This is a genomic window from Parundibacterium terreum, assembly GCF_014636315.1.
Taxonomy (GTDB): domain Bacteria; phylum Pseudomonadota; class Gammaproteobacteria; order Burkholderiales; family Burkholderiaceae_D; genus Undibacterium; species Undibacterium terreum.
Window position 1 is genome coordinate 121,879 of the sequence record NZ_BMED01000004.1, and the last position, 26,598, is coordinate 148,476.

Sequence of the window (26,598 nt, forward strand, 5' to 3'; positions counted from 1 at the left end):
ACGAGGCTCGTCAGGTAACTATTAACCTAGACGCCTTTGAACAGACAACTTCACTACTACGACTGAGACAGATTGTTGATTGGTAAATCAACATTTCCGTTGCCTGTGTAGGGCGGAACAATGAAACAGCGCTTCGGTGACACCGCTCCTCATCAAGACGGCTAAGGGCAAGCTGAGTCTTTACCAGTTGGACAAGAATGTCGAAGCATCTGAACGTCGGGGCACGTCATACATCGGCATGATTTGCCGGAATTTGTATTACTTGCGTGATTTTTAGTGACTGCGAGAAATTGCTTGCAAAACGTTGAGGAATGTAACGAATGATTACGATGCTAGGACTGAATTTGTGAATGGCCTAACATAGTTCTCGTGGTGATCTCAGCAAGGAAATGATTTAAACTAAATTTGAGGTGGCAGAATGGGCAATCCTATACAAAGGCATGAAAGGAGAGGTAACGGACCTAGTTTTGCTCCGTATGTTGGTCGTAGGTTTTCAGATTCAGTTGGTGAGACAACAGCGGCGGCCGGAGGAAATGGGAACACCTTTCTCTACCCACTCTTGTTGTACGGGTTGGCTTATTTGGCTTACCTCTTATTTCGTTTAGGTTGGTTTCCTTCTTCAGATCACTTACATCCTTGAAGTTAATTTGCAATTGACAATGCCCTCGCCAGGAAAGGCTTGGGCATTTTTTTCGGATGTCCGGTTTAAATTTCATCCATTGCGATGTATGCTGCGTGGCCTTGGCTTACCTAGCACGATCTTTTGTTCGATAAATTGACTCGGTCAGTTTGATTTATCTCCACTGATTGGCAAATTCTGCCATTCGGCCATACGACGCTTCGGATCCCAGTTCTTTCAGATCTAAATGCAGTGGTTTCAGACTGCGTCGCTGCTTACGATTGCCAGCCTCAATCTTTAACCAGTACGAAAGCCGGAACGCGTATTTATCGACGGCACTGACTGTTCGCAGCTCCGCATTGGCCGGCTTGGTGATTTCCGAGCGCAGGTAGCGCCGGGCGGTTTTTCGTGAGATGGTTAGCGTTCTTGCGATCTCTCAAGGAAACACGGTCACGAGTCTGCTAGCGGTGAATAATGCTTAGTAATGCTACGTGGATCACTCTAGTCACCTATCCATCAAGGCAAGTCGGATTGTGTTCAATAGTGGATCAGAATTACGTGCAAATTTCCCGACAATTCAGTAGTAAAACTCAAAAATAGAAACGGGCCGAAGCCCGTCAAGTACCTACTTGCGAATCCCATCCTATGAAGATGGTCAGCGGCTTTTTATTCCGTGGCGCTAGAAACACATGGCCAATGATAGGAGCCTGTGACATATCCTGACTGAAAATTTCCCGTAGCATGTGGAGCACCGGTAGTAGAATCAACATCTAGAGCATAGTACTGCCAACCGCAGCGTAGGCCAGTAAATGGAGTCATCGTCAAATTATTGCCTGTGACGGTTGCAGATGTGGCGCCACCCAAATAGATGCCGTAGCCAAAGGTGCCGCTCCCCGTATTGTTCGTTACACTTGGCCCCATCGCATAGTTGCAATTGCCATTTGTGACGTTGCACCAGAGATGCGTTCCCACCGACAGCGCAACATGGAAGTGCTGACCACAGCAAGTTTGGATTGTATTATTTCTTACATATGAACCGGTAAAGTCTACCGGCGTCGTGCCCCCCATAACAGGATCAACAATTATTGCGCTATAAGCTGACTGGCTCGAATTAGCTATCCAGTTATTCTCTATGATTGTGTTGGTGCCGCCAAAAAATGAGATGCCGCCATCGGTTGCATCTCTAACCTCGTTATTGGCTACATAGGCGTTGCTACAGCGTATGGTAATTCCGTCCGCCCATTGTCCACCAGCGGCTGGCAAATGGATACCGTTCGAGCCTACATAGTTATTTGTTAACGTCAAATAGCTACAATTCGGGTCGTCAGCAGCATCTAATGCGACAAATCCAATGGTGTGTTCCAAACGCACGTGGTCGACCGTGTTTATGCTGCCCCTGACACCAAGTAATGGACTCGGCCCGTAGTACGCGTTATTTGCCTTATTACCATCTATTTTGATAGATTTAATTGAAATGTTATTTCCGTAGGCATCAACCAAAGCAAATGGGGTCGTTGGTGGAGACGGCATCGGCCTATTATCTGCCAGTTTCAAATTGGCCTTTAATGAGTCGTTAGTTGGGTATCCGGTGGTGAATAGAGAGTTGTTTGAGTTAAGCAAAACCGCATTATTAAGTGTGAACTGAGCGCCCTGGCAAAGCTCGGCGATATTTGTCGCGCGAAGTGCATTATTTATATCTACTTCTGTTCCACCGTTAATGCAGGCACGAGCGAATGGAGCTGAGAACAAGTACAACGAAATGATCAGAGCGACAACGAGTTTCACAGGTGACATAAGTACCTCCATTTGAGTTGATGGTTTATATGGTCGTTAATTCGATAGCTTAAGTCTTGCCAGTTAGCCAAAGGTCATTATCACTACATCAATGCAAACTCAATCACTAACGAGGGATAAGTATTGCTCTTTTGATATAACTCCACAACAATTTTTTGCAATTTCTGCAAGGCAATAGTATTTATTGCGATATCTGGCAGCTCAAAAGTTAGCCCTGGTTGCCCCCGAGCTTATGAAATTTGGGTAAGCTAGTTCTGAGTCGCGATGAGCAAATCTGTATTGGTTTTATAGGTTGGAAGACCTGAAAGTAATGGTGAGGCTTGGAGGCGGGGCCTACAACGAGAGCAGGTCCCACATGGCCCTCGGCGGTCAATCGTCAGTGAAATATCCCCGTTCTGCGAGCCATTGCGGCCCCGCAGCAGTGCTTGTGTAAGTCGAAAACCACCCTGAAAGTGGTCCAAAAAAACCTTGCAAATTAGCTCATCTGAGACGCGTTTGCAGCTAATGCTTTGAATTTCGCAGCTAATTCTTTCTCGGCGAACGCTCCATTTCTTATCTTCTTAACGAGACGTCATCTTACGTCATCCTTTGAAAGATAAAATTTCGGAAGGGAAGCTCATTCCGGGACCAACAAGAGGGCATTTTCAGAGCTGACGATTAAACCCTTGGCTGTAACTGTGACCGCCGTGGGGTGACTCAAGCTACTCGGCAATGCGCCAAGTCCGATGCCAACTTTGCCTGCCACCCCGCCGACCGTGGTAACGGCGCCGTCGGGAGTAATCTTGCGCACGGCGTTATTGCCCCTATCTGCCAGATAGACGCTGCCGCTCGTGTCAACCGCAATCCCCAAGGGATACCACCCGCGCTCGTGGCATTTCTTTTGTACACCGAATCAGTGTAAAACGGGTGCTCTCGTTTGCCCGCTGTTAGACGATAGTCAATTGTTCGTGGGAAGTCGTTTTGCTTGCGTGGCGCTCGCAAACCGGGAATTGCTACGCTTTAGATGCACGGCAGTCGTCGAAGACTGTTGCTTAAACAGAATTGCAGGCTCAATTTGTGCTCGTTAATTTAGGCAAATTCGGGCGCGCGACTTCCCTTGTACCTATTCAAAGCTTGCCAGAGTTTATGCATATTTAACTCCTCGTCCGTCATTTGAAGGAAGATACTCGGCTACCACTGGTGCAGCCGAGTATCTGCCTGCTAACTTAATAGGCTGGGCATGTAACTGGGAACAGCCCAGAATTAAAATAATTAACTAAGAGGCTAACGGTTTGAGTAAACCTTGGCGTACTTTGGGGACTGCCGGCGTATTCTGAGTAAAAACCATGGCCTGCGGCGGTAGCTGACGTTGGAGTTCCTGTTCCAACTTGGCACAGCTTCGAATTTATAGAATTAGAATTAACTCTATCTGTAAACGCTTGTGACTGCCCGTACGGGACAGTTTTATCGCCGTTTCCATGGAGAATAAAGAACTTACTTGTTCGAGCCGATGTCCAGGCCCAAGTAGGTGAAACGCTTGCATTGGTTTGTACAGCAGTGGAATTCACATATTTTTGAATATATGGAATCAAGGATGTCTCATGGCCGACGTTAAGGGCATCGTAATTCGGGCAGCTTGTTGTAGTACAGGTCCCTAAATCGCTGACAGGATAGAGCGCCGCTATTTTGCCCACGTCCTTTAGACTTCCTAACAGATTGACTAGATGGCCGCCCGATGAAAGCCCGAACAAATTAACATTGGACGTGTCGACCCAGAACGAATTCATGGTGACACTTGATTTGACAAGAGTCACAAAATCTTCGATATCGTTCTGCTGCTCAGGGGAGGAATATACATATGGCGTTAACGAGTAAGCAGGAGAAAACACGACATATGGTGTACCGGATTGATTGCTTGCAAGCGCCTGGTTGTATTCTTGCATTTTCTCTACAAAGCCACCTGCCCAGCCCCCACCGTGCACGCTAACTATCGCCTTATACAAGGCACCGCCCGTGGAGTAATTTGGGGGTAAAAAGACGTTCGCCAACATCATTCTCCCGCTGCGGTTGTACCAGACAATATATTTATGAACATTGCCAAAACCTGAGGGTGTCAGCGCGATACTTTCACTCATTACCTTGGTGGGGGTATAGCTACCGCTGACGGGGGTTTCCCATCTGGGGCCTGCCACGTTTGTTCCGCCATTAGTAAGTGAGTCCGCCAAGGTAAAGGCGTCGTTAAAAGAACTTGTAGTATCGGTGACACGGCGGATGATTGTCTGAGTATCTTGATTTTGAAGGCTGCGATTTCTGCCTTCCTCCAGACGGGCGACCGCCTCTAGCATAGTAATTTTGTTGTGAAACTTATCGCCGCCATCGGCCGGAGCGGTTACATCAGCTGCATTGTACAGGGCTTGTATCAAATCTCCCGGCGTTGTAAATACCCCCGAATGGACTTGGTTTTGCCAATACTGAACGCCGGTGTAGTCATCGCCAACAGCCTTACCTAAAATAAACACATACATGTACTCAACAAATTCGTCCCATCCCCCCCAATTCGCTTGTATCGTGGGGTTGGTGAAATTATTTGAAGCTGGATCAAATATGCTGGTTACAGGAGGAACGAGGTTCCCGCCGACGTTTCGTGCAATTAAATTAGCTGCTTGGATTAGCGTCGCATTTGCTGGCATGCTGGGATGCGTAGACCAGTAGTCCAAGCCACCCTTGTCGGGGGCGCGCCCCAAAAGTGATAAATACGCTTTGGCGACGTTCATTTGTGTTGTAGTCAATGCTGGGTAGGAGTTGACTATCGTTGGCATCGATACCCTTGTTGCTTGGGCGGCTGACGCAAAGGCCAGAGTAATCATTAATACTGAAGCTCTCTTAAACATATAGTCCTTTTTTAAATAAAAAGTGGGGCTTGGGGGGGGGCGCGTTTTTGCTCCGGGTAAAGATGAAAATCATTTTCCAACGAATAGCAGTCCATGCAGATCCTTATTGAAAAATTACTCTATGGATAGTAATTACATATAAGGCAACTTAGATTAGCATGCGTTGAGTTAATAATACAATAATTTTTATTTGGAAATTTTTGCGACTAGCTGATCGAGAAGTTGCACATATTTAATATTTTTAGAATGAGGGGGTGAATTCTTCACCTTAATTTTGCTACGTAACAATCTGATGGATGGGGGCGCTTCGTTCGGCTCCTACTGACAGGAATTGTCTGTGATTGTGGTTGATCAACCTACAACTGGTGCTGGCTTGTCGATTTTCTCATCGAAGCCAGCTACACGCGCCATCTTGCCAACACCATGGTAATCAAGCGATACGATGGGCACAAGCATCGCGGCGATGAGCCCGATGCTCGCCATCTGGCACAGCAAACGGGAGGTCGCATTCCCGGCAACGACGTGAAGAAATTGACGACCGCAGACATAGATCAGATGGCGGTTGATCAAACTGAATCGATTGGTATGAAGTCCAACCTAGCTGTGATAAAAGTATTGCAACCGCAGATCGATGGCATCGAGAAAGTACAGGCCGCACATTGCCACAGCAGTCCTGGATATCGACTGCTTAATTGCGTAGCCGGGATTGGACCGATCCTGGCTACAGCCATTCTTCTTAAAATGGGTAGGCGCATCGCATTTGCTACTAGTAAAGTCGGCCTCTAACCAGGTATTGATAATTCATACAAAAATTGTACTTTATGCTATATTTTTTGTGATCAACATTTCCAATACTTCCTATGACTGCAAATGCGCTCCTTAATAAGTCCACCTTTCTTAGTATTAGTTTCGAAGGACCTTATTGGTTGGCCCTGACGTGCTTGATTTCGGCTCTTTTGTTGACTGCTTGCGGCGGTGGATCATCGTCCTCCATTGGCAGTGGTAATCCGACGCCTCCCAGTGGCGGTAGCGGTGTATCTCCTGGGGGCGACAACTCCAACGGCGCGGGCACTATCGTCGTCGGCAATAACGGCCCCGTCATCGGGACCTTGCCATCAGTAGCGAGCCAGTTGAAGCTGGTAGCTGGCAACACCTCCACCGCTGGCAATCTAGACGGTGCCACTAGCGTTGCGAAATTCAACGGCGCAAGTACGATGGTTGTGGATTCGTTTGGAAATATTGTTGTCTGGGACGCTGGCAACTCTGTACTGCGTAAAATAACGCCAGGCGGACAAGTCAGTACCCTGGCCGGACATTATGTCGTTGACGCCAATACGGCCGATTGGTGCTCCGATGGGCTAGGTGCGGCGGCAAACCTTCAATCTATAGGCGCAATGACAGCGGGCAACAACGGTGACATCTATGTCGTCGACAATGGATGTGCTGTAGTCCGCAAGATCACAAGTGCGGGATTGGTCACCAAGTTTGCCTCCCCTTTGACTGACGGCTCCGGTGGCTATACCAAGGGTTCGTATACTTCAAGATACATCGCCTTTGATCGGAGCAGCAGCAATTTATATATCTTGCTTGGCTCCTTTCAGGATTGGACCGGCGCTGGCTTTCAAATGGACCCGTCCTTTATATATGGTGGGATGATACGCCAGATAACGCCGTCGGGGACAGTGACTACGATTGCAAGTTCCAGTGGAACCAGTGCACTATATACCGGTATCGTAACCGATGGCGCTGGCAATCTCTACATTAGCGACTTTAATCGCAGCGCGATCCTCAAGTTGGACAAGACCGGCTTGGTTAGCACATTGGCCATCGACGCTCCTGGCTCCCTCCTGACAGATGCGAACGGGAACCTAGTTTCGGTAGATGTTTTCCAGGGAATAAAAACATTTTCCATTGCCGGCAAGCTCATCCGCACTATGCAGGCACCATTTCTTCCCGATATTGGCAACGGTCAGCCCAATTCAATTGCAAATCTGCCCCTGACCTTCGATACTTCCAACAATCTGCTGGTGGGCGCGAACACTTCCGTTAAGATGGTGACCTCGGATGGCATAGTCAGCACGTTGGCTGGTGTGGACCCAGACTATGGTTATAGTGACGGCGTCGGCGCGCTAGCGCAATTCCATAGCCCGACCGGACTTGCTGCCGACGGCGCAGGCAATGTCTACGTGGCTGACCGTCTAAACTATATCGTGCGCAAAATCACTCCTAACGGCGTCGTCTCTACCTTCGCTGGCACCGCTGGAAAATCAGGGTTGATCGATGGCGCCGGCGCTGCCGCGTTATTCGTGGCTCCGATGGGGCTGGCCATCGACCCGGCAGGAAACATCTATGTCCTAGATCTACTTGGATCCCAGATGGCAATTCGAAAGATCACGTCAACTGGGATTGTCAGCACGATTTATTCAGGAGGTAACGCACTTACCTTGACTGCCATTGCCGTGGATGCCAACGGCAACATTTACGTCGCCAATCACGATTACAATGCGCGCATGGACCAAATACAGAGGGTAAGTGGGGCTGGCCAGCTCACGTCCTATCTTACCCTTGGCGACACCGTTAGCAGTTTCGCCATTGACGGAAAAGGTGATGTGTTTGTAGTAACTAATAACGCGCTGCGTAAATTGACACCTCAAGGCGTTAAGACCATCATTGCAGGTAAGGTGGGCGATGCTAGTGTCAAGGACGGCGTGGGCATCAGTGCAGGTTTGGGGGCAGCTTCAAAGATAGCCATTGATGCTGGCGGCAATTTCTTCTTGTCCGACTTCGCCAACCATCTCGTTCGCAGAGTCACTCCGCAAGGTGTGGTAACCACTTATCTAGGCAAATACGGCAATTCTGGAATCAACCTAGGCATTGCGCCAGGCAGCCTATTCGCGCCAAATGCTCTGGCGATTTCTGGGACTACGCTCTATATAGCCTCTGGAAACGCGATCTTGGCGGGCCAATAAAACTCTCGGTAAAGCGCTCAACTCTACAGGGCTTCTGCCAGCGGCCCGTTCTACTTACTTGGTTCGACGCCCACATGCTTATCAAGGATCAAGCGTTCATGAAAATTTTTTGGAAGTTTTTCGTATTGTCTGGAATTTCCAATCACATCTAACTGCAGTATTAGAGGGAAATCGACCTAAAGTGGGCGCATCAAAATATCTGGTGAGCGCCGAAAAAAGAGCCTACGCAAGGCAGGCTGAACTCCCTCTACGACGTCGGTCGAAAACACAAAGGGAGAGTGCATAGTTTGATATGTAACGATTAGTACATCTATGCAGTACCGCACTTATTACCAGAATTTTCCAGACATTAGCCTGAAAAAAGCTGAAAGGCAGGTAATGCGAACCGGTGCGTTGAGTTTACCAACGGAAGAGAGCCAAGCGAAACGGTATGGTTGCAATCAAAGCCGTGGCGTATATGCTGGCACGCGCTTGCTTTCATATGCTAAAGACCGGTGAGCAATTCTCGATAGAGCGTTGCTTTACGTAGGGTTGGCAACGGGCGGCAAGCCAGAACGTGGGTTGGACTTCGAGCCAGCAAAAACTGATTGGATACCGCGCCGTTTGCCATCTTTGTATGTTCGTAGGAAAAGAATCGTCCGGATTACGAGCCACAAAGGTCTGGAGCCGCTTATGCGGAAGCCATAGAACTGTCCATCCATCGGACGCAAACCGGTACCGAGATGCTTCTAGGGCAGCAGTTGCTGCCAGGGCGAAGATTGCAGCAATATCTTCACTTGATCCAAATGGGTGACTTGTACGATTCTCGTAACCACGCACTGAAGCAAAGGGCTCGAAGTCAGCAGATGAACTATGACGGTGGTGCTATGGAATTGAAATATCGCGGAGTAGTGCGAGGAATTAATTCGTAGTGTTTACAAGGGGCAGCTAATGGGTGACCTGGGCCTGCTCATGGAAATCGCCAAAAGGCTCAATATCTACCGCAATACCGTCCGGCGTCCCCTATGCTCGGAAATTATCGAACCCGCTTATACGGGCGTCAATCCGCCAGCGCCATTTATCCAAACGCCTTCCAGCTTCCAGGCTGACTCAAGATCGAGGCGGCCATATCCCGTAAAAACAGAGACGCAGCTTCAAGCATCTGAACAAAGAGCCCGTGTCAACTGAGGATCCGACGGCTCTTATGAAACGTCCAGAAAACTCGGTACGACAATAACCAAGATCTAGTAAGGTTTTGTTTATCTAACACTATTTCAATATCAATATTTAGCAAAATGAAAATCAATTGCCGATTTACAACGTTGCGACAAATATATTGACACTTGTAGATGTGATAATTTACATTTTGAAACTATTTGGTAAGGCGACAACTATCCATTTCGCTTAAAGAGTATCAGTACATTACTTGGATCCTCTGCGTCTTACGCAATTGCTCCAAGCGGCTCGCAGGCGTGCCTCACGGCTGGATACGAAGCATCCAAAGAGATTTCAAAAAATTCAAACAGCAAGAAATAGTGAATAGCGTGAACGATCAAACCGCGCTGTCTTGTGAGTATGGCTAGATAGTCATGACGATTACTCAGAAGAAATATTTTCTTGAGATAGTAAGTAGAAATTCAAAAAATTAATTAAATCAATTTAATTGTAGGGATAGCAATGCGCGAATCACTCATGACGTTAAGCAAGCTTACAGCTGTTATCCCTCAACGATTAATAAACACATTCCCTAAAATACAAATCCAGCTACCGCGAGTAGCCAGTGCAAAGTTAGCGATCGCCTTGATCGGCGCCATAGCCGCCGGCATCTCTCCCAGCAGCTACGCCGCTAAAGCAAACAACGTTATCCATTTTTCGACACCCGCAAATACCGCAGTGAATGCCGGACCGGTCGGTATCTCCGCTTATCCGGACTCTGAAACGGCAGTGCGATTTAATAGTGATAACACCGCGATATGTACCGTATCCAATGTCGTCTACAACGGCAGCTCGACCTCGGCGACGGTGAGCTTGGTGAGTGTCGGATCTTGCTCGATCACCGCCAACGCGTCAGGTAATATTGATTTCAACGCGCCTCCGGCGACAACACGTATTTTTCAGGTCCTGAATCCTGCACTGACACCGCAGAGCATTAATTTTGGCCCATTGGGGAATCAAACTTATCCTGGTTCATTCTCCGTTTCCGCGACTGCGACCTCACATTTAGCTGTCTCTTTCTATTCAAATACTCCGGGTACCTGCACGATATCCGGCTCTACGGTCACCTTAGTTGCGTCGGGTAGTTGCACGATCACAGCTACGCAAACAGGAGACTCTACTTACAGTGCTGCGACACAGGTCAGCCAGTCATTTTCGATTACGTCAACACAGACCATCAGTTTTCCAGGAATCGCAAACCAGACCTATCCTGGCTCAGTCGGCATTTCTGCGTCCGCGACCTCAAATTTGCCGGTTACTTTGTCCTCTAATACGCCCGGCGTCTGTTCACTGTCAGGCTCCACCGTGACGTTTAACGGGACAGGGACCTGTACCATCGCCGCCAACCAGGCAGGGAATAGCGCTTATAACCCAGCGCCCACCGCGACGCAGTCATTCAATATCGCAATGGGAGTTGTTTCGCAAACAATCAACTTCAGCGCGATTGGAAATAAAACCTTTGGCGCTACACCCTTCGATTTGTCTGCTTACGCAAGCTCAGGTTTGACTGTGACTTTTGGCTCCAATACGCCAGGGGTATGTACGGTTTCCGGATCGACAGTGACCTTAGTAACCGGTGGCACTTGCACAGTCTATGCAACACAAGCCGGCAATGCCAGTTACTATGCAGCCACCGCGCAGCAGACTATCTCAGTCGCTACCGCTTCACAAAGCATCAACTTTACCAATCCCGGTACTACAACGGTCGGCGCTGCGCCTTTTGGACTGAGTGCATCTGCCAGTTCTGCCTTGGCGGTCAGTTTCACCTCCAGCACGACTTCGGTCTGTACTGTGTCAGGTTCAACCTTAACCCCAGTCGCTGCTGGCACTTGTACCATAGTGGCAAGTCAAGGCGGCAATAGCAGTTACAGTGCAGCATCGGCCTCACAGTCATTTCAGGTAAATGCCGCCGTGCTGACAGTGTCGCTTGCAATTTCCAACGGCCCGAACTTTCCCGCGCCAGGCATTATAGGCATGGTCGCGACGGCAAGCGACAGCGATGGCACAGTCACCAGTGTAGCCTTCTACAATGGTGCCACACTCCTATATACGGCAACATCCGCGCCTTACACCTACACCTGGTCTAACCCTACTATCGGAACTTACAGTATCACGGCTGTCGCAACCGATAGCAAAGGCCGGAGTGCGACGTCCACTGCGTTGGCGACCAATGTCGTTTACCCAAGCGGTTCTGGGGTCAACTTTATTTCCGTTGCGCCCACGACGACAGGGCAAGCAATCCCGGGAGGCACCACCTTAAGTGCAGGGATTACGTATACCCTGAAGGCCCTGACGAATGACTCGATCAACTTGGTGAAGTTGATAGAGGCGGGGAACGCCATTAGTAGCATGCCCTACAGCGTAAGCTACTTGGGAGAAAACCCGGTCAATACCACACGATCCGGAACCTTAAGCGCACCTCTGGCTATTGGTGTGCATCAACTTCACTTGCAAGTCGAGACGGTCGAAGGTTACATAAACGATTCCGCCACGTTCACGATCACCGTCACACGCATCAATGCGCCACCAAGCATTACCCTGCAAGCACCAGCCAATGGCAGCATACTCAACCTGCCAGCCAATATCAGCCTGAGTGCCACTGCGAGCGATACCGATGGTACGGTCAGCAAGGTAGACTACTATAATGGATCGACCCTGTTGTCTACGGTAAGCACAGCGCCTTATAGCTACAACTGGAATGCTCCGGTGGGCAGCTATAGCATTACCGCGGTAGCGACCGACAATGATGGCGGAACCACTACCAGTACTGCGGCGACGGGTCGGGTGAATGCGCCACCGACCGTGTCTGTGTCGGTACCGGGTTCGGCAACTTCGGCTGCCGGCGCAACCTTGACTGCGACGGCATCGGACTCGGACGGCAGCATCCAGCACGTAGATTTCTATAGCAACGGCAACTTGTTGGGCACAGCCTCAGGCAGTGCAGGGCAGTATAGTTTTCAATGGAGTAATCCGCCGTCAGGCAATTTTACGATTACCGCCAAAGCCTACGACAACGACAACGGTGTCGCGACGTCCTCTGGTGCAGCCATCAGTATTGGCGGATCAGCAGGCAACACTGGAAACGTATCGCTGAGCGCTACACCAACGAATATCCGGGTGTCACCTGGCGCCACAGCGAATATCACATTCAACGGCAGCAGCACTGACGATGTGCAGGTGCAAAAGCTGGAGCTCTTCAAGGATACGGGCAGCGGCTACGGTACCACGGCAATGTCGACGGCGACGGGTAGTGCCGCAACGCTGACCTTCAATTATGTATTTCCCGCTCCAGCTGGAACTTACCGTTTCAAGCTGCGCAGCACAGACAACGCTAACAATGTCACGGAATCGACACCCGTCATTGTCAACGTCACCGACAGCAGCCTGCTCGGAACCATCAATGGCGTGCGTAGTAATGCAACTGGCACCCCCGAGTTGTATGGCTGGGTCTGCCAGGATGGCAATAGCCAAGGGTTGGTCTATAGCGTTTACCGCGATGCACCTTCTGCACTGGGCGGCACTCTATTGACTTCCGGTATCGCCAATGTAGCCAGCGAGATCGATAACGCAGCCATCCAGTCGCAATGCCACACGCCAGGCGCGGGACATCATTTTGTGGTGGACTTGAGTAGTTATACCTCGACATATGCGGGCAAGTCCATTTATGTAGAGGCGCAAGGCGCAACCAGCGGCACCGTTGTTTTGCCATGTGCAGACAATAATTGCACGATGCCGGGCAGTTTGAGGATAGCGCTGACCACGCCGGCTGACGGAGACCACTATGTGGCGCCAGCCACGGTGTTTGCGCGCGCACTCATCTCAAATGGTAGTGGCCCTTACGACGAAGTCGCATTCAATATCAACGGTGAATGGATTGCTGCGCAGGCAGATACGGCGATCAATACCTATTTTGCAAGCAAGGCAGATTTGCCAAGCAGTGGCACGCCTTATATTGTTTATGCAAAGGTGCGCAAGGGTAACTCAACGATTTATTCCGTGCAGAACCAGATCTATGTTGATCCGTCTACAGGCGTTACTCTTGCCGTCACCTCACCAACGGCCGCGACTATAGTTGCCCTGTCTAGTCCTGTCGCCCTGTCCGCGAATGTGTCTTTGCAAATGGGTGCCAGTGCAGTAACCGCTACGGTCAAATTCTATGCGAATGGCCAATTGGTCGCGACATCGACCAACAGCAGCAACTGGTCCGCCCAATGGACGCCAAAACAATCTGGTGCTGTCGATATTACCGCACGCGCCTTTGACGGCAGCGGGAAATTGCTGGCGCAATCGTTACCAGTGCGGATTGCTGTATCTGCGTCATCAGGCCCCGCTGTTCCAGCTGATGCTACGCCAGTTCCGGTTGATGTTTTCGTGCCGCATCTGGGCAACGACGATGCAGGAACCCTGGGCGGCGAGCTGACGGTAGGCAGCGATGGTGCCGCCAGCTACAGTATCCCCATCGTAGTGCCCCCGGGAACGGCCAATATGGCACCTAACCTGAGCCTCAACTATTCCAGCAGCGGCACCAATGGCCTGCTGGGATTGGGCTGGAGCGTGGGTGGCTTGTCCAGCATCCACCGTTGTGGACAGACTATTGCGCAAGACGGCACGAACAACCGCATCAGTTTTGATAAGACAGACAGGTTGTGCCTGGATGGCAAGCGGCTGGTGTTGGCCAACTTGGCGATGTCTGATGATAACTACTGGGCAAGTAATGCTGAGTACCGTACTGAGATCGAGAGCTTCAGCCGCATCACGACACAAATGAACAGTAGTGGCCAGCGCATGTTCAAGGTGGAGACCAAGGACGGCCGCATCATGAGTTTTGGTGGCGTGAATGGTACTATCGATAGCAGCTATGTACAAGCGATCATTCCCCAGACCCCGATCAACAGCGGCGTGGGCGTTCCACAACCGCAAGCCAAGAGTGGTGCACAGTCTTGGGCGCTGAGCACGATTAAAGACCGCATCGGCAACTTCATTACGATCACCTATGACCAGGACGGTACCACTGGTGAACACAAGCCACGCGTCATCCGCTATGGTGCCAACGGTTTGGCGCCGCATGCGGCGGTTCAGTTCAGCTACGAAACAAGGCCGGACGCCTGGACGCGTTATATCGATGAAACACGTAATGACCTGCGCAGCCGCATCACCCATATCAAGACCTATGTAGGCGGCGATCTGAGTGGCGACGTCAGCACCGGCACCATAGTGCGTGACCACACCTTGAGCTATGAGCAAAGCCCAACCAGCGGTCGCAGTATGCTGAACTCAGTCCAGGTTTGTGCCAGGAAGGACGGGGAAGTTGGTACGACCACTGACTGTATGCCGGCAACGACCTTCGCGTGGGGTAAGCCAGATCCGAGCAAAACTCCTGGATTTGAAAGCAAGGGCTTGTGGGCGAATGGACCAAATTTAAAGACTTCCTACACTACCGACGGGCTCACTTATACCTCCTATCATCCAGACTATTTTGCTTTTAGCGACTTTGAGAATAATGGCTACACCGATATATTAGAAAAGCGCGTGATGGGATTAGGATCGCCTATTGTCGAAGCAAACGGACTTGCTGTCGGGACAATGCAAACGCAATACCGTTACTTCCACAATACCGGTAGCGGTTTTGCGCAATACACGTACAAACTGGACACGAATGAGCCTTTCATCGTGCTGGATACAGGTGACTTCAATGGTGACGGTGTATTGGATTTATTGGTTACCACCAATGGAACCGCTTCAGGCTACGCAAAGATCTGCGTTTCTCCGTTGGCTGCGCCGGGTGCTTTGGGTGCGCCTGGCTCAGTGATTACCTTCACTTGCGGCCCAGCTAACCAAGCAGTTGGAGCGAATAGCCCGAAAGCGCTGCCTTACGTTGTTGATGTCCGGGGCGATGGCCGCTCAGCACACTACAGCACCAATAATAGTGGAATCGTAACCGTCTGTATCCAAGGTTCATGTCAGCAAGATCCGTCTCCACCGGATGGCCTAACCATCGTGTCACCGGATGACGGATCGGACTCTTACTCGCAGAACCAATACACAAGGCTGAACCAGATCGTAGACTTTTCTGGTATTGGCAAGCCTTATGACGTGCGCTGGACACGCTTGAAATACTCTGCATATGTGCAGGATGGCGTTGAATCAATCTATTTGCCGCATTTTGATAATCTGCAACCTGCAGTGGTGATCAACAATTTTAATCCGCCGGGTTCGCCATTTGGTCTGGGTAAAATGGCCAGTTACACATATCAGCCTTACCAGGCGCCAACGCCAGCGGTGCAACATCAGGAATTTATGCCCTACCTGTTTGATAGGGATACGGATATGGGAGGTATTTCAACCGACTTTAACGGTTCCGGCTACAACAGCATTGCATTCGGCTTTCTCGAGCTGAACTGGGATCAGACGCACACGTATTACTCTTATAATCGTTCGGAATTGACCCTCTGTCTGTCGACGGGCCGGGCGCTGGATTGCGGCATCCGTCAAAAATACAGCGGTGCACAATACTTGTCAGTACGGGCTGTCAATAATTTCATTGGCGACGGGCAGGCAACGATACTGGTCGATGAGCTGAGCTATGTGCCGGGAAAAAAACCGGCGCCTAGCGGTAATTTACGTATGTGCCGCGTGACGGGCGACGACACGACAAATGGTAGTGGCGTGAATGACAGCAACATGGTCTGCGATCCATGGGGCGGCTTCACCATCCCAACCAGCGACAGTCCATCGCGTTTAGACAAAATATTCTTCCTGGATTTGATGGGAACCGGTCGTACGCAAATCGTGCAATACCATGCGGCAGACGGTACCTGGGAAGTATTTGCCCCAATAGACCTGGCGGTGACAGGCCAAGCCCTGGATCGCATTTACCAAGTCACCAATGGCATCGGCGCGGGCGGTACCGTCGAATATGTCGACGCCATACCTAGCGGTGTAGTGACGCAACCGGGCAATACGAGCTGGAACTATCCGCAGCATGCGAGCGCAAGGAGCGGCAAGATCGCCCGTAGCTTGTCCCTGACGAATGGCGTGAGCTATGGCAGCCCGATCACCAGAAAAACCACTTATCGCTACGAAGATCCTGCAACGGATGTGGCCGGCCGCGGCTCTCTCGGCTTCGCAAAAGTGATTGCGACCGATGAGCTGAGCCAAATCAGCACGGCGACGACCTATAGCCAAACCTGGCCGTTCACAGGTATGGCGCTGGTGACGACAGTAAGCTCCGGCAGCAATGTCACCTTGTCGGTGAGTAAAAATACGCCCCAGGCTGCTTCCATCACGCAAACCAATGGACAAGTCACGTACTTCCCGTATATCGCAAGCAATGAAACAAAGCGGTATGACTTGAATAGCAGCTATATGGGCACGACCACGACGAACAATACATATGGCGACGGTTGGGGCAATTTGACCTCACAAGTGGTAGCGCTGGATAACAATACCTATACAAGCACTGAATCATCGGTTTTCCGGAATGACAGTGCAAACTGGATCATTGGCAAGCCTACGTCCACTACCATCAAGAAAACCGATCAAAATTCCGCAACCGTCTCGCGTACAAGCACGAAGGATTATGATGCGGCAGGCTTGATTCTATATGAGACAGTAGGGCCAACCAGCGGACTGAGTACACAGCAGCTCACTACGACTTACTCCAGGGCCGGTAACAATTTTGGGTTGGTGAACAAAACGACCCAAACCTGGTTGAACGCAAACGTGACGCCCACGCACGCGAGTGCTACTAATCAGACCCGTACGGTCAACGAAACTATTTATGATAGTAATGGCCGCTACCCGAGTACCGTAAAAAATGCGTTGGGTCACGTTGAAACCCATGCCTATGACCCTGCGACCGGAGCGCGCCTCAGCCTGACTGGACCTAATCAGTTGACAACGACATGGGCAGCCAATGGTTTTGGACGGGTACTGAAAGAATCACGCGCCGATGGCAACGAAACACGTCAGTATCAAAAGAAATGTGATGACTCTTGCCCGGACGGTGCGGTAGTTGCCAATATCACAGAAAATTTCCACGTCAGCGTCCCTGGATCAACAGGCGATCGAATTTCCGTACCTCAAATTACCTATCACGACAATGCAGGCCGTGTCATTCGAAGCCTAAGCATGGGCTTCGACGGGACAACGATTATGCAAGATCAATATTACGATAGTCGCGGCCGTTTGACCCTGACCATGAGGCCTCATTATCTAGACGACAGCATTTACCTTGATCGCTATCAAGAATATGACGATCTCAATCGGGTGACTACCTTGGCCACCCTCGATGAATTGGGGGCAGCCGTCTATACCAAGACGACATATCAAGGCTTGGATGTCATTACAACAAACGCAAAAAACCAGTCTCGTACCGAACATCACTACCTCACAGGTAAAGTAGCTAGCGTACTCGATGCCAAAGGCGGCACGACATCGTTCAACTATGAAGCATTTGGCAATCTGGCGCAGACGACAGATCCAGAGGGTAACGTCATCAAGATTCAGTATGACGATATGGGACACAAAACGGATTTGATCGACCCGAACCTCGGCAAGATTCATTATGATGTGGATGCACTGGGCCGCACTTGGAGTCAGACCAGTCCAAATCAGAAACTTCTTGGCAAGTCCACGACCATGGATTTTGACGATCTGGACAGGATGACGGCGCGTTACGAAATGGATCTGGAAAGTCACTGGGTTTATGATGCCCGTAGCGATGGTACTGGCAATGGTAAAGGCATCGGCCAGCTCGCCGAAGCCTATACGATTACCGGCGTAAAGAAAGATTATCAACGGCTGCACAACTACGACAGCCTGGGCAGGAATAACCAAATTGCCCAAGTACTGACCGATGGCACCTACACCAGCACCCAGGTTTATGACTCCTGGAACAGGCTGTTAACCCAACAATACCAGCGCAATAGCGATGCCGTAAAAGCCTTTGACTACCGCTACAATGGAATGGGTTACCAATTCCAGGTGCTGCGCGGCAATCGCGTGTTGTCCGAAACTCGTGTGCAGGATGCGGAAAACCGTATTCGAGGTAAGCAGTTGGACAACGGCCTGTATCAAGCCAGCCAGTTCAATAACAACACAGGCCGGCTTGAGACGGCGCAATTAACAAACACCGCCAATGCCGTCCATCTGCTGGAAAGTTATGCCTACGATTCTCTCGGCAGCGTGACGCACCGTACCCAGTATTGGGATGGGGTAGGCTTCGATGAAGTATTCAGCTACGACGATCTGAACCGAATTAGCACCAGCGATGTGGCAACGGAGCATCAGATCTATACCTATACCCCTTCCGGCAACCTGCTCACCAAGAGCAATGTCGGCGGTAATGCCACTTACCAATACCCGAATCCAAATTCGAATCCTGGTATAAATGCAACCACGCCGCATGGCGTGAGCAGCATCTCCGGCATAGGCAATTTCAACTATGACCTGAACGGGAATTTGCTCACTGGCGCCGGTCGCACGATCACGTGGACCAGCTTCGATATGCCATCGAGTATTAAAAAGGGCAGCATCACAGACAGCTTTGTGTACGGACCAGAGCACCAGAGGATAAGGCAATGCAAGTCCGCCAACGGCGCGTGCACGTCCCTCGATAATACGATCATTTATGCCGGCGCCCAGGAAGTGGAGTACAAAAATGGGCAGGCGACAGTGAAAACCTACTGGCCGAATGGCCTGGGTGTAGAGATCGATAAGCCATTCCAGTCTACTGAACTCAACTGGACGCATGCGGACCGTTTGGGCAGCCCGGTTGCCATCACGGACAGCAACGGCAATGTGAAAGAAAAACTGGCCTACGATACCTGGGGCAAGCGTCGTAACTTTGATGCCAGCGTCACCAATGGCACAGTGACACCCGACAGCCTGGACGGCCAAACGGACAATAAAGGCTTTACGGGCCACGAGATGCTGGATGACCTTGATCTGGTGCACATGAATGGACGGGTGTATGATCCTTTGATTGCGAAGTTTTTAAGTGCAGACCCATTTATCCAGGATCCAACTAACGGGCAGAATTACAACCGTTACAGTTATGTTCTCAACAATCCGACCAATTTTACGGATCCGACCGGGTTTAGGGCAGATTGCGCTGGATCAGGGACTGGGTTGACCTCGTCAGGTTGTGGAGATTGGCAAACGACTTATGTAGCACCGAAAGACAATGGTTCGAGTCGAGAGAATGCTGAACCCAGGGCTGCGACGAATCAAACATCTATCAGTTCCTCTAACACTAGTAGGGCAACTGGGAAAGATAATCCACCAAATGGCCAGGCAGGAACTATTCACGATACGCAAGATTCTACAATCGATCATGACGGAATCCCAACCACAGTGCGCCGCACCTACTGGAGTGCTGCACCAGTTACTCCACATCGCTATGGCACTCCTGCCGAGATTATGGCGCAGTGGTTTTCGTTCAATCCAGTAGAACAGATTGCTTTAGGTTACGGAGCTAGCTCTAGAACTGCGTTTTGGCTTGGATTTGGCGCCACCATGATTGGCAATCCGAAGAAAATAATTGCGGAAGGCATTGAAAAACTGGCGCAAAAGGAAACAAAGTATCTTTATCGTGGCGTACATGCAAAACACCCCGCACTAGCTGCCGCCAAAGAAGGGAATGTTGTACCTGGCAAGATAGATGGCGTAGTTACATCAGCTGCTCATAACGAAGGCGGACATTCGGCCGAGAGTGCATTGACGTCGTGGACACGTGAACCCTCTATCGCTGAATTTCACGCTGACAAGGCGGGGATTGGGGGGGTAATTTTGCGTGTCCCAGAAGGAGCTCCATCGGCTGGTGCATCATGGTCATGGCAAATCTCCGAAGATATTTGGGGTGAGAGTGAAGTTCTCATGAAAGGCATCCGTGCAGGAGTAGAGGTATTAAAAAGATGAAACATGCAAAAATTAAAGCCCTCATTTCGGCTCTCAATAGACAATTGCCATGGGTCGAAGAGTTTATGCAACTGGTAGATGAGAGTGGTGTAGAGATTTCGAGTCAGACACCAGGGAGGGCCATTGCACAAGAGGTCTTGGCTGACGCCAAAATCCATAAGCAAACAACGGCTCGCTCTGGAATTGAGTCGTGTGGTTTTGACGAACTAATCTCGGCGATGGAACTTGTTCCGCCGAACGATCAAGTTTTGATACTGGGCTTGATTGGGTCAAAAAAACGTGGGGTTCTATATTGCACTATTGAAGAAAGAGTACTCGGTGGAGTTGTCGTGGCTCGACGCCCATTTTTAGAAAAGTGAGCCGAGAGTTATTAAGTTAGTCGCTTTTACTGCCAAACGAGGCGCTCCACTTGAAGCAAGCATAGCCGGGTCTAGCTGGAGGTATGCGTTGGGCACCGTGAACCCAACGCATATCACGACGTTGAAAACGCCAGAGCCGTAGGGTGTAATGGGCTTTATCGATTACACAGTTTTACTACAATGTAAAAGCCGACGCCGATGTATGTCGCGTCGGCTTTTTTTATTGAGCAGCCAGCCACGCGCCTACCAAACCAGGTGTGCGCTGCGCACCTCTTGCAAAGCCTGTTCCAATGCCTGGTCGCTCGCAATCAGCCGCCCAGCGCGCTCCGCATCATCGTCGCTCAGTGTGATCCCCTCCAACGCAAAACATGCCCGAGTCTGCTGCCAATCTTCATCCGCATTGGCAAGCGCGATGTAATAGCGCCGCAGCCGTATGTCCTCCAGCGACACCACCGGCCCACAACTTCGAATTTCATCTTTTTGCATAAAATTGCACCTTATTGCAGCGGTTCTCATCCAATTGCAAAGTTTGTCGTTTCGATTTCAGATAATTGCAGGTATTTGCATGATTTCGCTCCGTGTCGCCTAGTTTCGTCCTTATTCGCCAAGTTTCGCAAAACATTCGCGTGATTTCGTGTTGTTGAGCATTGCTGCTTGCGAAATGGCATTTCCCCCGCCAAAAGCGATGATGGATACGCTCTTTAAGAGCCGGGTGCGATGGTGCAAATACCTGTGATTTGCCACATTCTTAGGCAGTTTGGCCGACCTAAATTTACACACACCATACGCACCTTACAAGGTGCCCGGAAACCCGCATGGAATAAGGACTTGGGCGATAACATTTGCCGCTCAAAACCGCGAAATGTTAACCAGCACGTTTAACACCTTGATTCCAAACATTAATTTTTACGAAAATGTTATCAAGCGCTTTGCAGGACATTGACCGATCCACATGCTGTCCCGATGCCCGCCGAATGGCGACAACGGCATAGAAAAAGTCCGACCAAAGCACGACAAAATTACTACCGTTGGACACCAAAGATAAAGGACAGGATGCTAGATGTGGCTACACGCTGCGCGTGGGCCCCATCGAGACCCCACAGCCCCCTAGGATGCTGCGCACCCGTCGCGGCCTACTCAGGGCCATGCCCCGAGACCCGAACCGCCGCAATGCCATCCCTGAAAAATAGGAAAATCGAAGGAACAAATTCGGAAGTGGCGCCTGAGGCGCATCGCGCTAGCTTTGAAGAATTTCTAGTGTACTGCGGCCCAATCGAGGCAACGAGTAAAAGAAACGGCTTATCCTGCAGATGTAACCTGAAAGATCTCACTTGGAAGATCTACCGGGATAGAGTTTCAAGAGGTTCCACCACCAAGTGGCCGTCTCTGCTCGGAGGTGTGGGGAAATAATTAACGAAACCATTTAGCTAACAAAAGGAAGCCGTTCAGCCATTAGACCGAACGACTTTTTTTGCACTTGTCGACTCACTCCTATGGTAGATTTCAGGCCCTCCAACCTCAGCCGTTAAGACTATTAGGGATTGGCCGCTCTAATAAGTGCAATTAGGAAACAGTCCAGTATTAAAAAAGCTGACAACTTTGCTTGCAACTTTATTAAACAGATCACGTCTACCAGGACTAGTGAAATCATATTCCTTATAAAAACCGTGGCCGCCACCCGGAACCGGGCAATTGATTTTGTAGTTTGACGGCACCGCCCCGACAAAGGCTGTCGATTGTGCCATAGGCACATTTGAATCGGCGTCCCCATGTTGGATGAAAAATTTTGTACTGATCCCACTCCCTTTACTTTGGCTGTCTAACCAGACCTTAGTAGGAGAAACAGTATCGGCCACTACCCCGTTCAAATAGGAATTAATGAATGGCAAAAGAAAATTGAAATTTGCTGCCGAATTCAAGTCGCTCACTGGGTACAAAGTTGCAACGTTTCCTAAGGACTTGGTGCTACCTATAAGATTCAGCAAGTGCCCCCCCGAGGACACACCAAAGAAATTCACCTGTGAAGTATTGGAACGAAACGTACTCAATGTTACAGAGGATTTGACCAAGGATATAAAATCATCTATGTCATTTTGTGACTCGGGTGAAGTGTAGGTATATGAGCTCAAAGCATACGATGGTGCAAATACTATAAATTGGCCGGAGCTTTGAGTAAATGCAGCATTGTATTCATGCATTTTTTCGATAAAGCCTTCCCTCCATCCACCGCCGTGAACACTAATAATGGCTGGATATAGCCCAGTCGTCGAGTAATTAGGTGGCAAAAAGACGTTTGCAAGCATCATACGACCGGACCGGTTGTACCAAACCATCGATTTGTGAATGGTTCCTCCATTGGCGAGCGCAGTTGACTCACTAAGAACCCTGGCTGGTGTATAGGGACCGAGGGTACCAGAGGTTTCCCAGCGGGGACCCGGGGCCGAAGCAACTCCCGTTGACGTAAGGTTGTTTAACGCTTTAGCTGCATCGTCAAAAGTTTGTCCATTTTCGGTAACACGCCTAATGATTGTTTGAGTATCCTGATATCCCAAAGAAAAGTGCTGTGCGCACAGTTGGAGCCGTGAAGCTGCTTCCAACATAGTCATTTTATTGTGAAACTTATCTCCACCTTCAGCCGCGGCGGTAGCGTTCGCGGCGTTTAACAATGCAACAATTAAGTCACCTGGAGTGGAGGACCTAGTAGCAACGTCTTTTTGTTGGTTCTGCCAGTAATTTATTTGAGGATCCTCAGCTGCCCCCTTACCCAGGATAAAAACATAAGCGTATTCGATGAATTGATCCCATGTAGCCGCCTCGGTAAAGGTTCCATCGGACTTTGTGACTATGTTAATCGGAGCGAGATTCCCTCCACTCATACTTATTGCAATGAAATTGACGGCTTGGGCGACACCCGCGTCTTCAGGCAATCCATTACCTCTTGTTGTCCAATACTTCAAACCCGCCAAGTCAGGTGCGCGTCCAAAAAGAGCGAGGTATGCCTTTGACACACTCATCTCTTTGGTGGTCAAACCAGGGCATGAAGCAGCAGCTGGAGGCATTGGCTTAAGTTCTGCGTGCGCGCTGCAAGCAAGGCAAGCTATTACAGCGAAGATAATTTTATTAATCATTGTGCAATCCAGGTTGAATTAGATTTCAATTTATTTGATTCAATTTACTTGACTTAAGTCCTCTTCTTGGCCAAGCCATTGTGTGTGCAACTAATTACACTTAATCAAAGCTCATTTATACTCCCTCCGATTTTTTGTATCTCGATCAACGTTAACCGCCCTCCGGTAACTCTAGAATTTACTTGCCTTAATGCAACATAATAGCGCACGAGATGGTGAGTTACGCAATATTTTAAATATCACAATAATTTTAATAAAAATACATCATGATTGCGCATTTGGATTGACTTTGCCTCATTCACACATAAAGCACGCCATGCAGTAGCATTTCGAACCCTTCGAACTGCTTTGGGTTTGCGCGAATTTACCAAATCCAAAAGCCCACTATCTCACACGTGAAGGCGCCTTTAATGCCGTCTAGTAGAAACATCCTTAGTTGGTGGCGACATAGTTAATGTCGCTCAGCCACGCTTCGTTCGGGCGCGTGCGTGCCGTGCGAAAAGTTACTCCAGCAGGTTCGATGGCACTTGGAAGGCATGGCTCAAATTCATCGTGGCCTTGAACCCGTACTTCTGCTTGTAACGCAGGCAATGTTCTTTACGCAGTCTAACAATGCGATCAAAACCAGTGTCGAATCCTTGAGCGAGCAGTTCCGACTGCAGACGCAAAGGCCCGTAGGTTTCGCTGCGCTAGCCATTAGCGGCCTCGATTAAGACTACCAATTGGAAATATCTTTGCGCAATTTGCTTTCATGGTGGCAATTTCATTCAACCTTAAAACTGTTCACTGATTGCATTAACCCCAAAATTAATCGTATATTTTTGACACGAGAAACCATATATAATTGTAAAGTGAAATTTATTGCTAATTTTATACCATTTGAAATTTAGTAAATTTTTGAACCAATAATGTCCCCCCAAGTTGAATTGAGGGTTAGCCGTAAACACGATTCTTCTTACTACTCACTGGCAAACTACTAAGGGATCTTTACACAAATGAAAATTACTTTACATTTGAAGAGCATTGGTGCGGTCTTTACGATGTCCCTACTTACGTGCGGCGGCTATGCCCATGCAACGCAATACACAGGCAATTCTCCGGCCTGCCCTACTGCCACTGGCAGTGTCTGCAGCGTGGACATTCTGGATTTCATGAAGTCCAACTTCTCTTATTCGGCGGGTGGGAATTCGTATACATTCGACGGCAGCAGCAAGGACAGCGCAGCGAATCAAAGCGCCAATTCTGCATTTGTCAGTGTCCCTAAACTCATGTATTACGACCCAGTGCAGAACAAACAGGTAGATATGGGGCCGTGGGGCGTCAACGCAGGATTTGTGAACCACCCTACCCAGCCCAATATCAAGATGTTCTCCAAGGGCGCAGCGCCGGCCGAAGGCTTAGAGTTATTCCGATGGGGCACAAATCCCGATAACTCCGTGTACGTTCAATCGGAACCTTCTGGAGATAGTGCATATCTATTCAAGAGTTTTGGAACGACTGTTAGTGCACCAACCGTTAACTGGAATCATCGAGGTTACTTTTGGTTCGACAAGAAATTTGATGTTTCGTCCGCTGGCGGAGGAATATGGCTAGGTCCGCGTTATAACTTACCGGCCCTGTATTATGATAAATTGGATTCCAAAAGTGTAAAAACAGGGACGGAAAATTGGCACTTGAATGGCGCCAACCTGTACACTTATGTGAATTACTACCCGGCGTCTAGTGCCACCTGGATCAATGAATATGGCGGCCTACTGCCAACCCCGTTGGAAGTCGTGGAGCTTGTTCTTGGAGGGCTCGATAGCAGTGGTCAGCCAGAATGGTGGGAGAAATACTATTACGCGCGTAGCAAGCTACCTGATGGCTCGTACAATAACTTCGGGCTGATCAAGTGGCAAAATGCATATCCAACCTTTGGAAACGCAGCCGGCAGTCCGCCGCTGAAATGCGTGAACGGCGTACCTCCGGCGCAGTATTCCAATGCGGTATGTGGCGACTTCAATCTCATCATCCAATATAACGAGCCTTACAATATATTCCGCAGGCCCAGCGCTGCGGGTTATAGCTCTGTCTCAGCCTATTTGAATTCTGCTTGGGCCGCCAACGGTGCGTGGAAAAATGATATCAAAATGACCAAGCGAAGTGTGGCAACACCTACCATTGCACCAAACGCCCCGAATGCCGCGAATGCCATGCCACATATTCGTGGAGGCTTCATCCCTCCAGGTAATGGTAACGATGCCCACGGCGACATCATCACCGGCTCACCAAATCAATCAGGTGATTGGGTTTATTTGGAAAATAGCCTTTCTGATCAAGACTGGTATATTTATCCCGCCGGGAAGGATCCACTTTATGCACCAAGCGCCTCTCCGGTCAATTATTGCAGGGACGGATATCAATATCTGGGATCAATGGTGGTATCGAAATCATATAATGGTCTGACCGGACAAGTTGAGGATAATGGCTCTCCACATTGGGTGATCCTATGTGGAACAAGCCAAGATGCTTATTTGAATGCATCCAGTAATGGAGAGCAGTCGTGCACCGCCGGTTATACCAACCGCACTTGGTTCAGCAATCCAACGCACGCTGGTCTCTGGGCCTGTACTCCAGGTAACGGCTGTGCGGATGCAAGCGCAAAAAACAATGTCAATTTTTGCGTGAACAATAATCAATGCGCAGGCGGACAGTGCAATCCAACTCCGTCCACCTATCCTTAGGTAATGATAGGTAGGTAAGGCC

At 49.7% G+C, this 26,598-nt stretch carries 10 protein-coding genes; 5 read left to right on the forward strand and 5 right to left on the reverse strand.

Annotated elements, in window-relative coordinates:
- Nucleotides 1–1,285: 1,285 nt before the first annotated feature.
- From IEW12_RS19070 to IEW12_RS19080, 3 genes are all read right to left on the reverse strand, one after another.
- Nucleotides 1,286–2,413: a right-handed parallel beta-helix repeat-containing protein gene (locus IEW12_RS19070; protein ID WP_188567697.1), complete on the reverse strand. Its 1,128-nt coding sequence runs from the start codon at nt 2,411–2,413 to the stop codon at nt 1,286–1,288.
- Nucleotides 2,414–3,029: 616 nt separating this feature from the next.
- Complete coding sequence (locus IEW12_RS29130) at nt 3,030–3,263, reverse strand: hypothetical protein (protein ID WP_188567698.1); 234 nt, start codon at nt 3,261–3,263, stop codon at nt 3,030–3,032.
- A gap of 355 nt (nt 3,264–3,618) precedes the next feature.
- On the reverse strand, nt 3,619–5,259 hold the full coding sequence (locus IEW12_RS19080) for an alpha/beta hydrolase (RefSeq protein ID WP_188567699.1): 1,641 nt from the start codon (nt 5,257–5,259) through the stop codon (nt 3,619–3,621).
- A gap of 447 nt (nt 5,260–5,706) precedes the next feature.
- Here IEW12_RS19080 and IEW12_RS19085 point away from each other — a divergent pair, with 447 nt between their 5' ends.
- The 4 genes from IEW12_RS19085 to IEW12_RS19100 all read left to right on the forward strand — a co-directional run bounded on the left by IEW12_RS19085 (nt 5,707) and on the right by IEW12_RS19100 (nt 20,725).
- Complete coding sequence (locus tag IEW12_RS19085; RefSeq protein ID WP_188567700.1) at nt 5,707–6,069, forward strand: hypothetical protein; 363 nt, start codon at nt 5,707–5,709, stop codon at nt 6,067–6,069.
- A gap of 74 nt (nt 6,070–6,143) precedes the next feature.
- Nucleotides 6,144–8,252, forward strand: coding sequence for an NHL repeat-containing protein (locus IEW12_RS19090; RefSeq protein WP_188567701.1), 2,109 nt, complete (start codon nt 6,144–6,146; stop codon nt 8,250–8,252).
- A 1,656-nt stretch (nt 8,253–9,908) separates the two neighbouring features.
- Nucleotides 9,909–20,366 (forward strand): Ig-like domain-containing protein, encoded by a 10,458-nt coding sequence (locus tag IEW12_RS19095; RefSeq protein WP_188567702.1) that lies wholly within the window; start codon nt 9,909–9,911, stop codon nt 20,364–20,366.
- Nucleotides 20,363–20,725, forward strand: a complete 363-nt coding sequence (locus IEW12_RS19100; protein ID WP_188567703.1) for a hypothetical protein — start codon at nt 20,363–20,365, stop codon at nt 20,723–20,725. Before IEW12_RS19095 ends, IEW12_RS19100 begins: the two co-directional genes overlap by 4 nt.
- A gap of 243 nt (nt 20,726–20,968) precedes the next feature.
- Here the strand turns inward: IEW12_RS19100 and IEW12_RS19105 are convergent, their stop codons facing one another.
- Both IEW12_RS19105 and IEW12_RS19110 read right to left on the reverse strand, forming a co-directional pair.
- Nucleotides 20,969–21,211, reverse strand: coding sequence for a hypothetical protein (locus IEW12_RS19105; RefSeq protein WP_188567704.1), 243 nt, complete (start codon nt 21,209–21,211; stop codon nt 20,969–20,971).
- Between the two features lie 1,064 nt (nt 21,212–22,275).
- Nucleotides 22,276–23,853: an alpha/beta hydrolase gene (locus IEW12_RS19110; protein WP_188567705.1), complete on the reverse strand. Its 1,578-nt coding sequence runs from the start codon at nt 23,851–23,853 to the stop codon at nt 22,276–22,278.
- Nucleotides 23,854–24,848: 995 nt separating this feature from the next.
- Between IEW12_RS19110 and IEW12_RS19115 the strand changes: the two genes are divergently transcribed.
- Nucleotides 24,849–26,576, forward strand: coding sequence for a hypothetical protein (locus IEW12_RS19115; protein WP_188567706.1), 1,728 nt, complete (start codon nt 24,849–24,851; stop codon nt 26,574–26,576).
- The last annotated feature ends 22 nt before the right edge of the window (nt 26,577–26,598 follow it).

Excerpts from the sequence above, each read along its gene's own strand:
- IEW12_RS19070 (WP_188567697.1), bottom strand. The coding sequence starts at position 2,413 with ATGTCACCTGTGAAACTCGTTGTCGCTCTGATCATTTCGTTGTACTTG.
- IEW12_RS19080 (WP_188567699.1), bottom strand. The coding sequence starts at position 5,259 with ATGATTACTCTGGCCTTTGCGTCAGCCGCCCAAGCAACAAGGGTATCG.
- IEW12_RS19085 (WP_188567700.1), top strand. The coding sequence starts at position 5,707 with ATGGTAATCAAGCGATACGATGGGCACAAGCATCGCGGCGATGAGCCC.
- IEW12_RS19090 (WP_188567701.1), top strand. The coding sequence starts at position 6,144 with ATGACTGCAAATGCGCTCCTTAATAAGTCCACCTTTCTTAGTATTAGT.
- IEW12_RS19095 (WP_188567702.1), top strand. The coding sequence starts at position 9,909 with ATGCGCGAATCACTCATGACGTTAAGCAAGCTTACAGCTGTTATCCCT.
- IEW12_RS19100 (WP_188567703.1), top strand. The coding sequence starts at position 20,363 with ATGAAACATGCAAAAATTAAAGCCCTCATTTCGGCTCTCAATAGACAA.
- IEW12_RS19105 (WP_188567704.1), bottom strand. The coding sequence starts at position 21,211 with ATGCAAAAAGATGAAATTCGAAGTTGTGGGCCGGTGGTGTCGCTGGAG.
- IEW12_RS19110 (WP_188567705.1), bottom strand. The coding sequence starts at position 23,853 with ATGATTAATAAAATTATCTTCGCTGTAATAGCTTGCCTTGCTTGCAGC.
- IEW12_RS19115 (WP_188567706.1), top strand. The coding sequence starts at position 24,849 with ATGAAAATTACTTTACATTTGAAGAGCATTGGTGCGGTCTTTACGATG.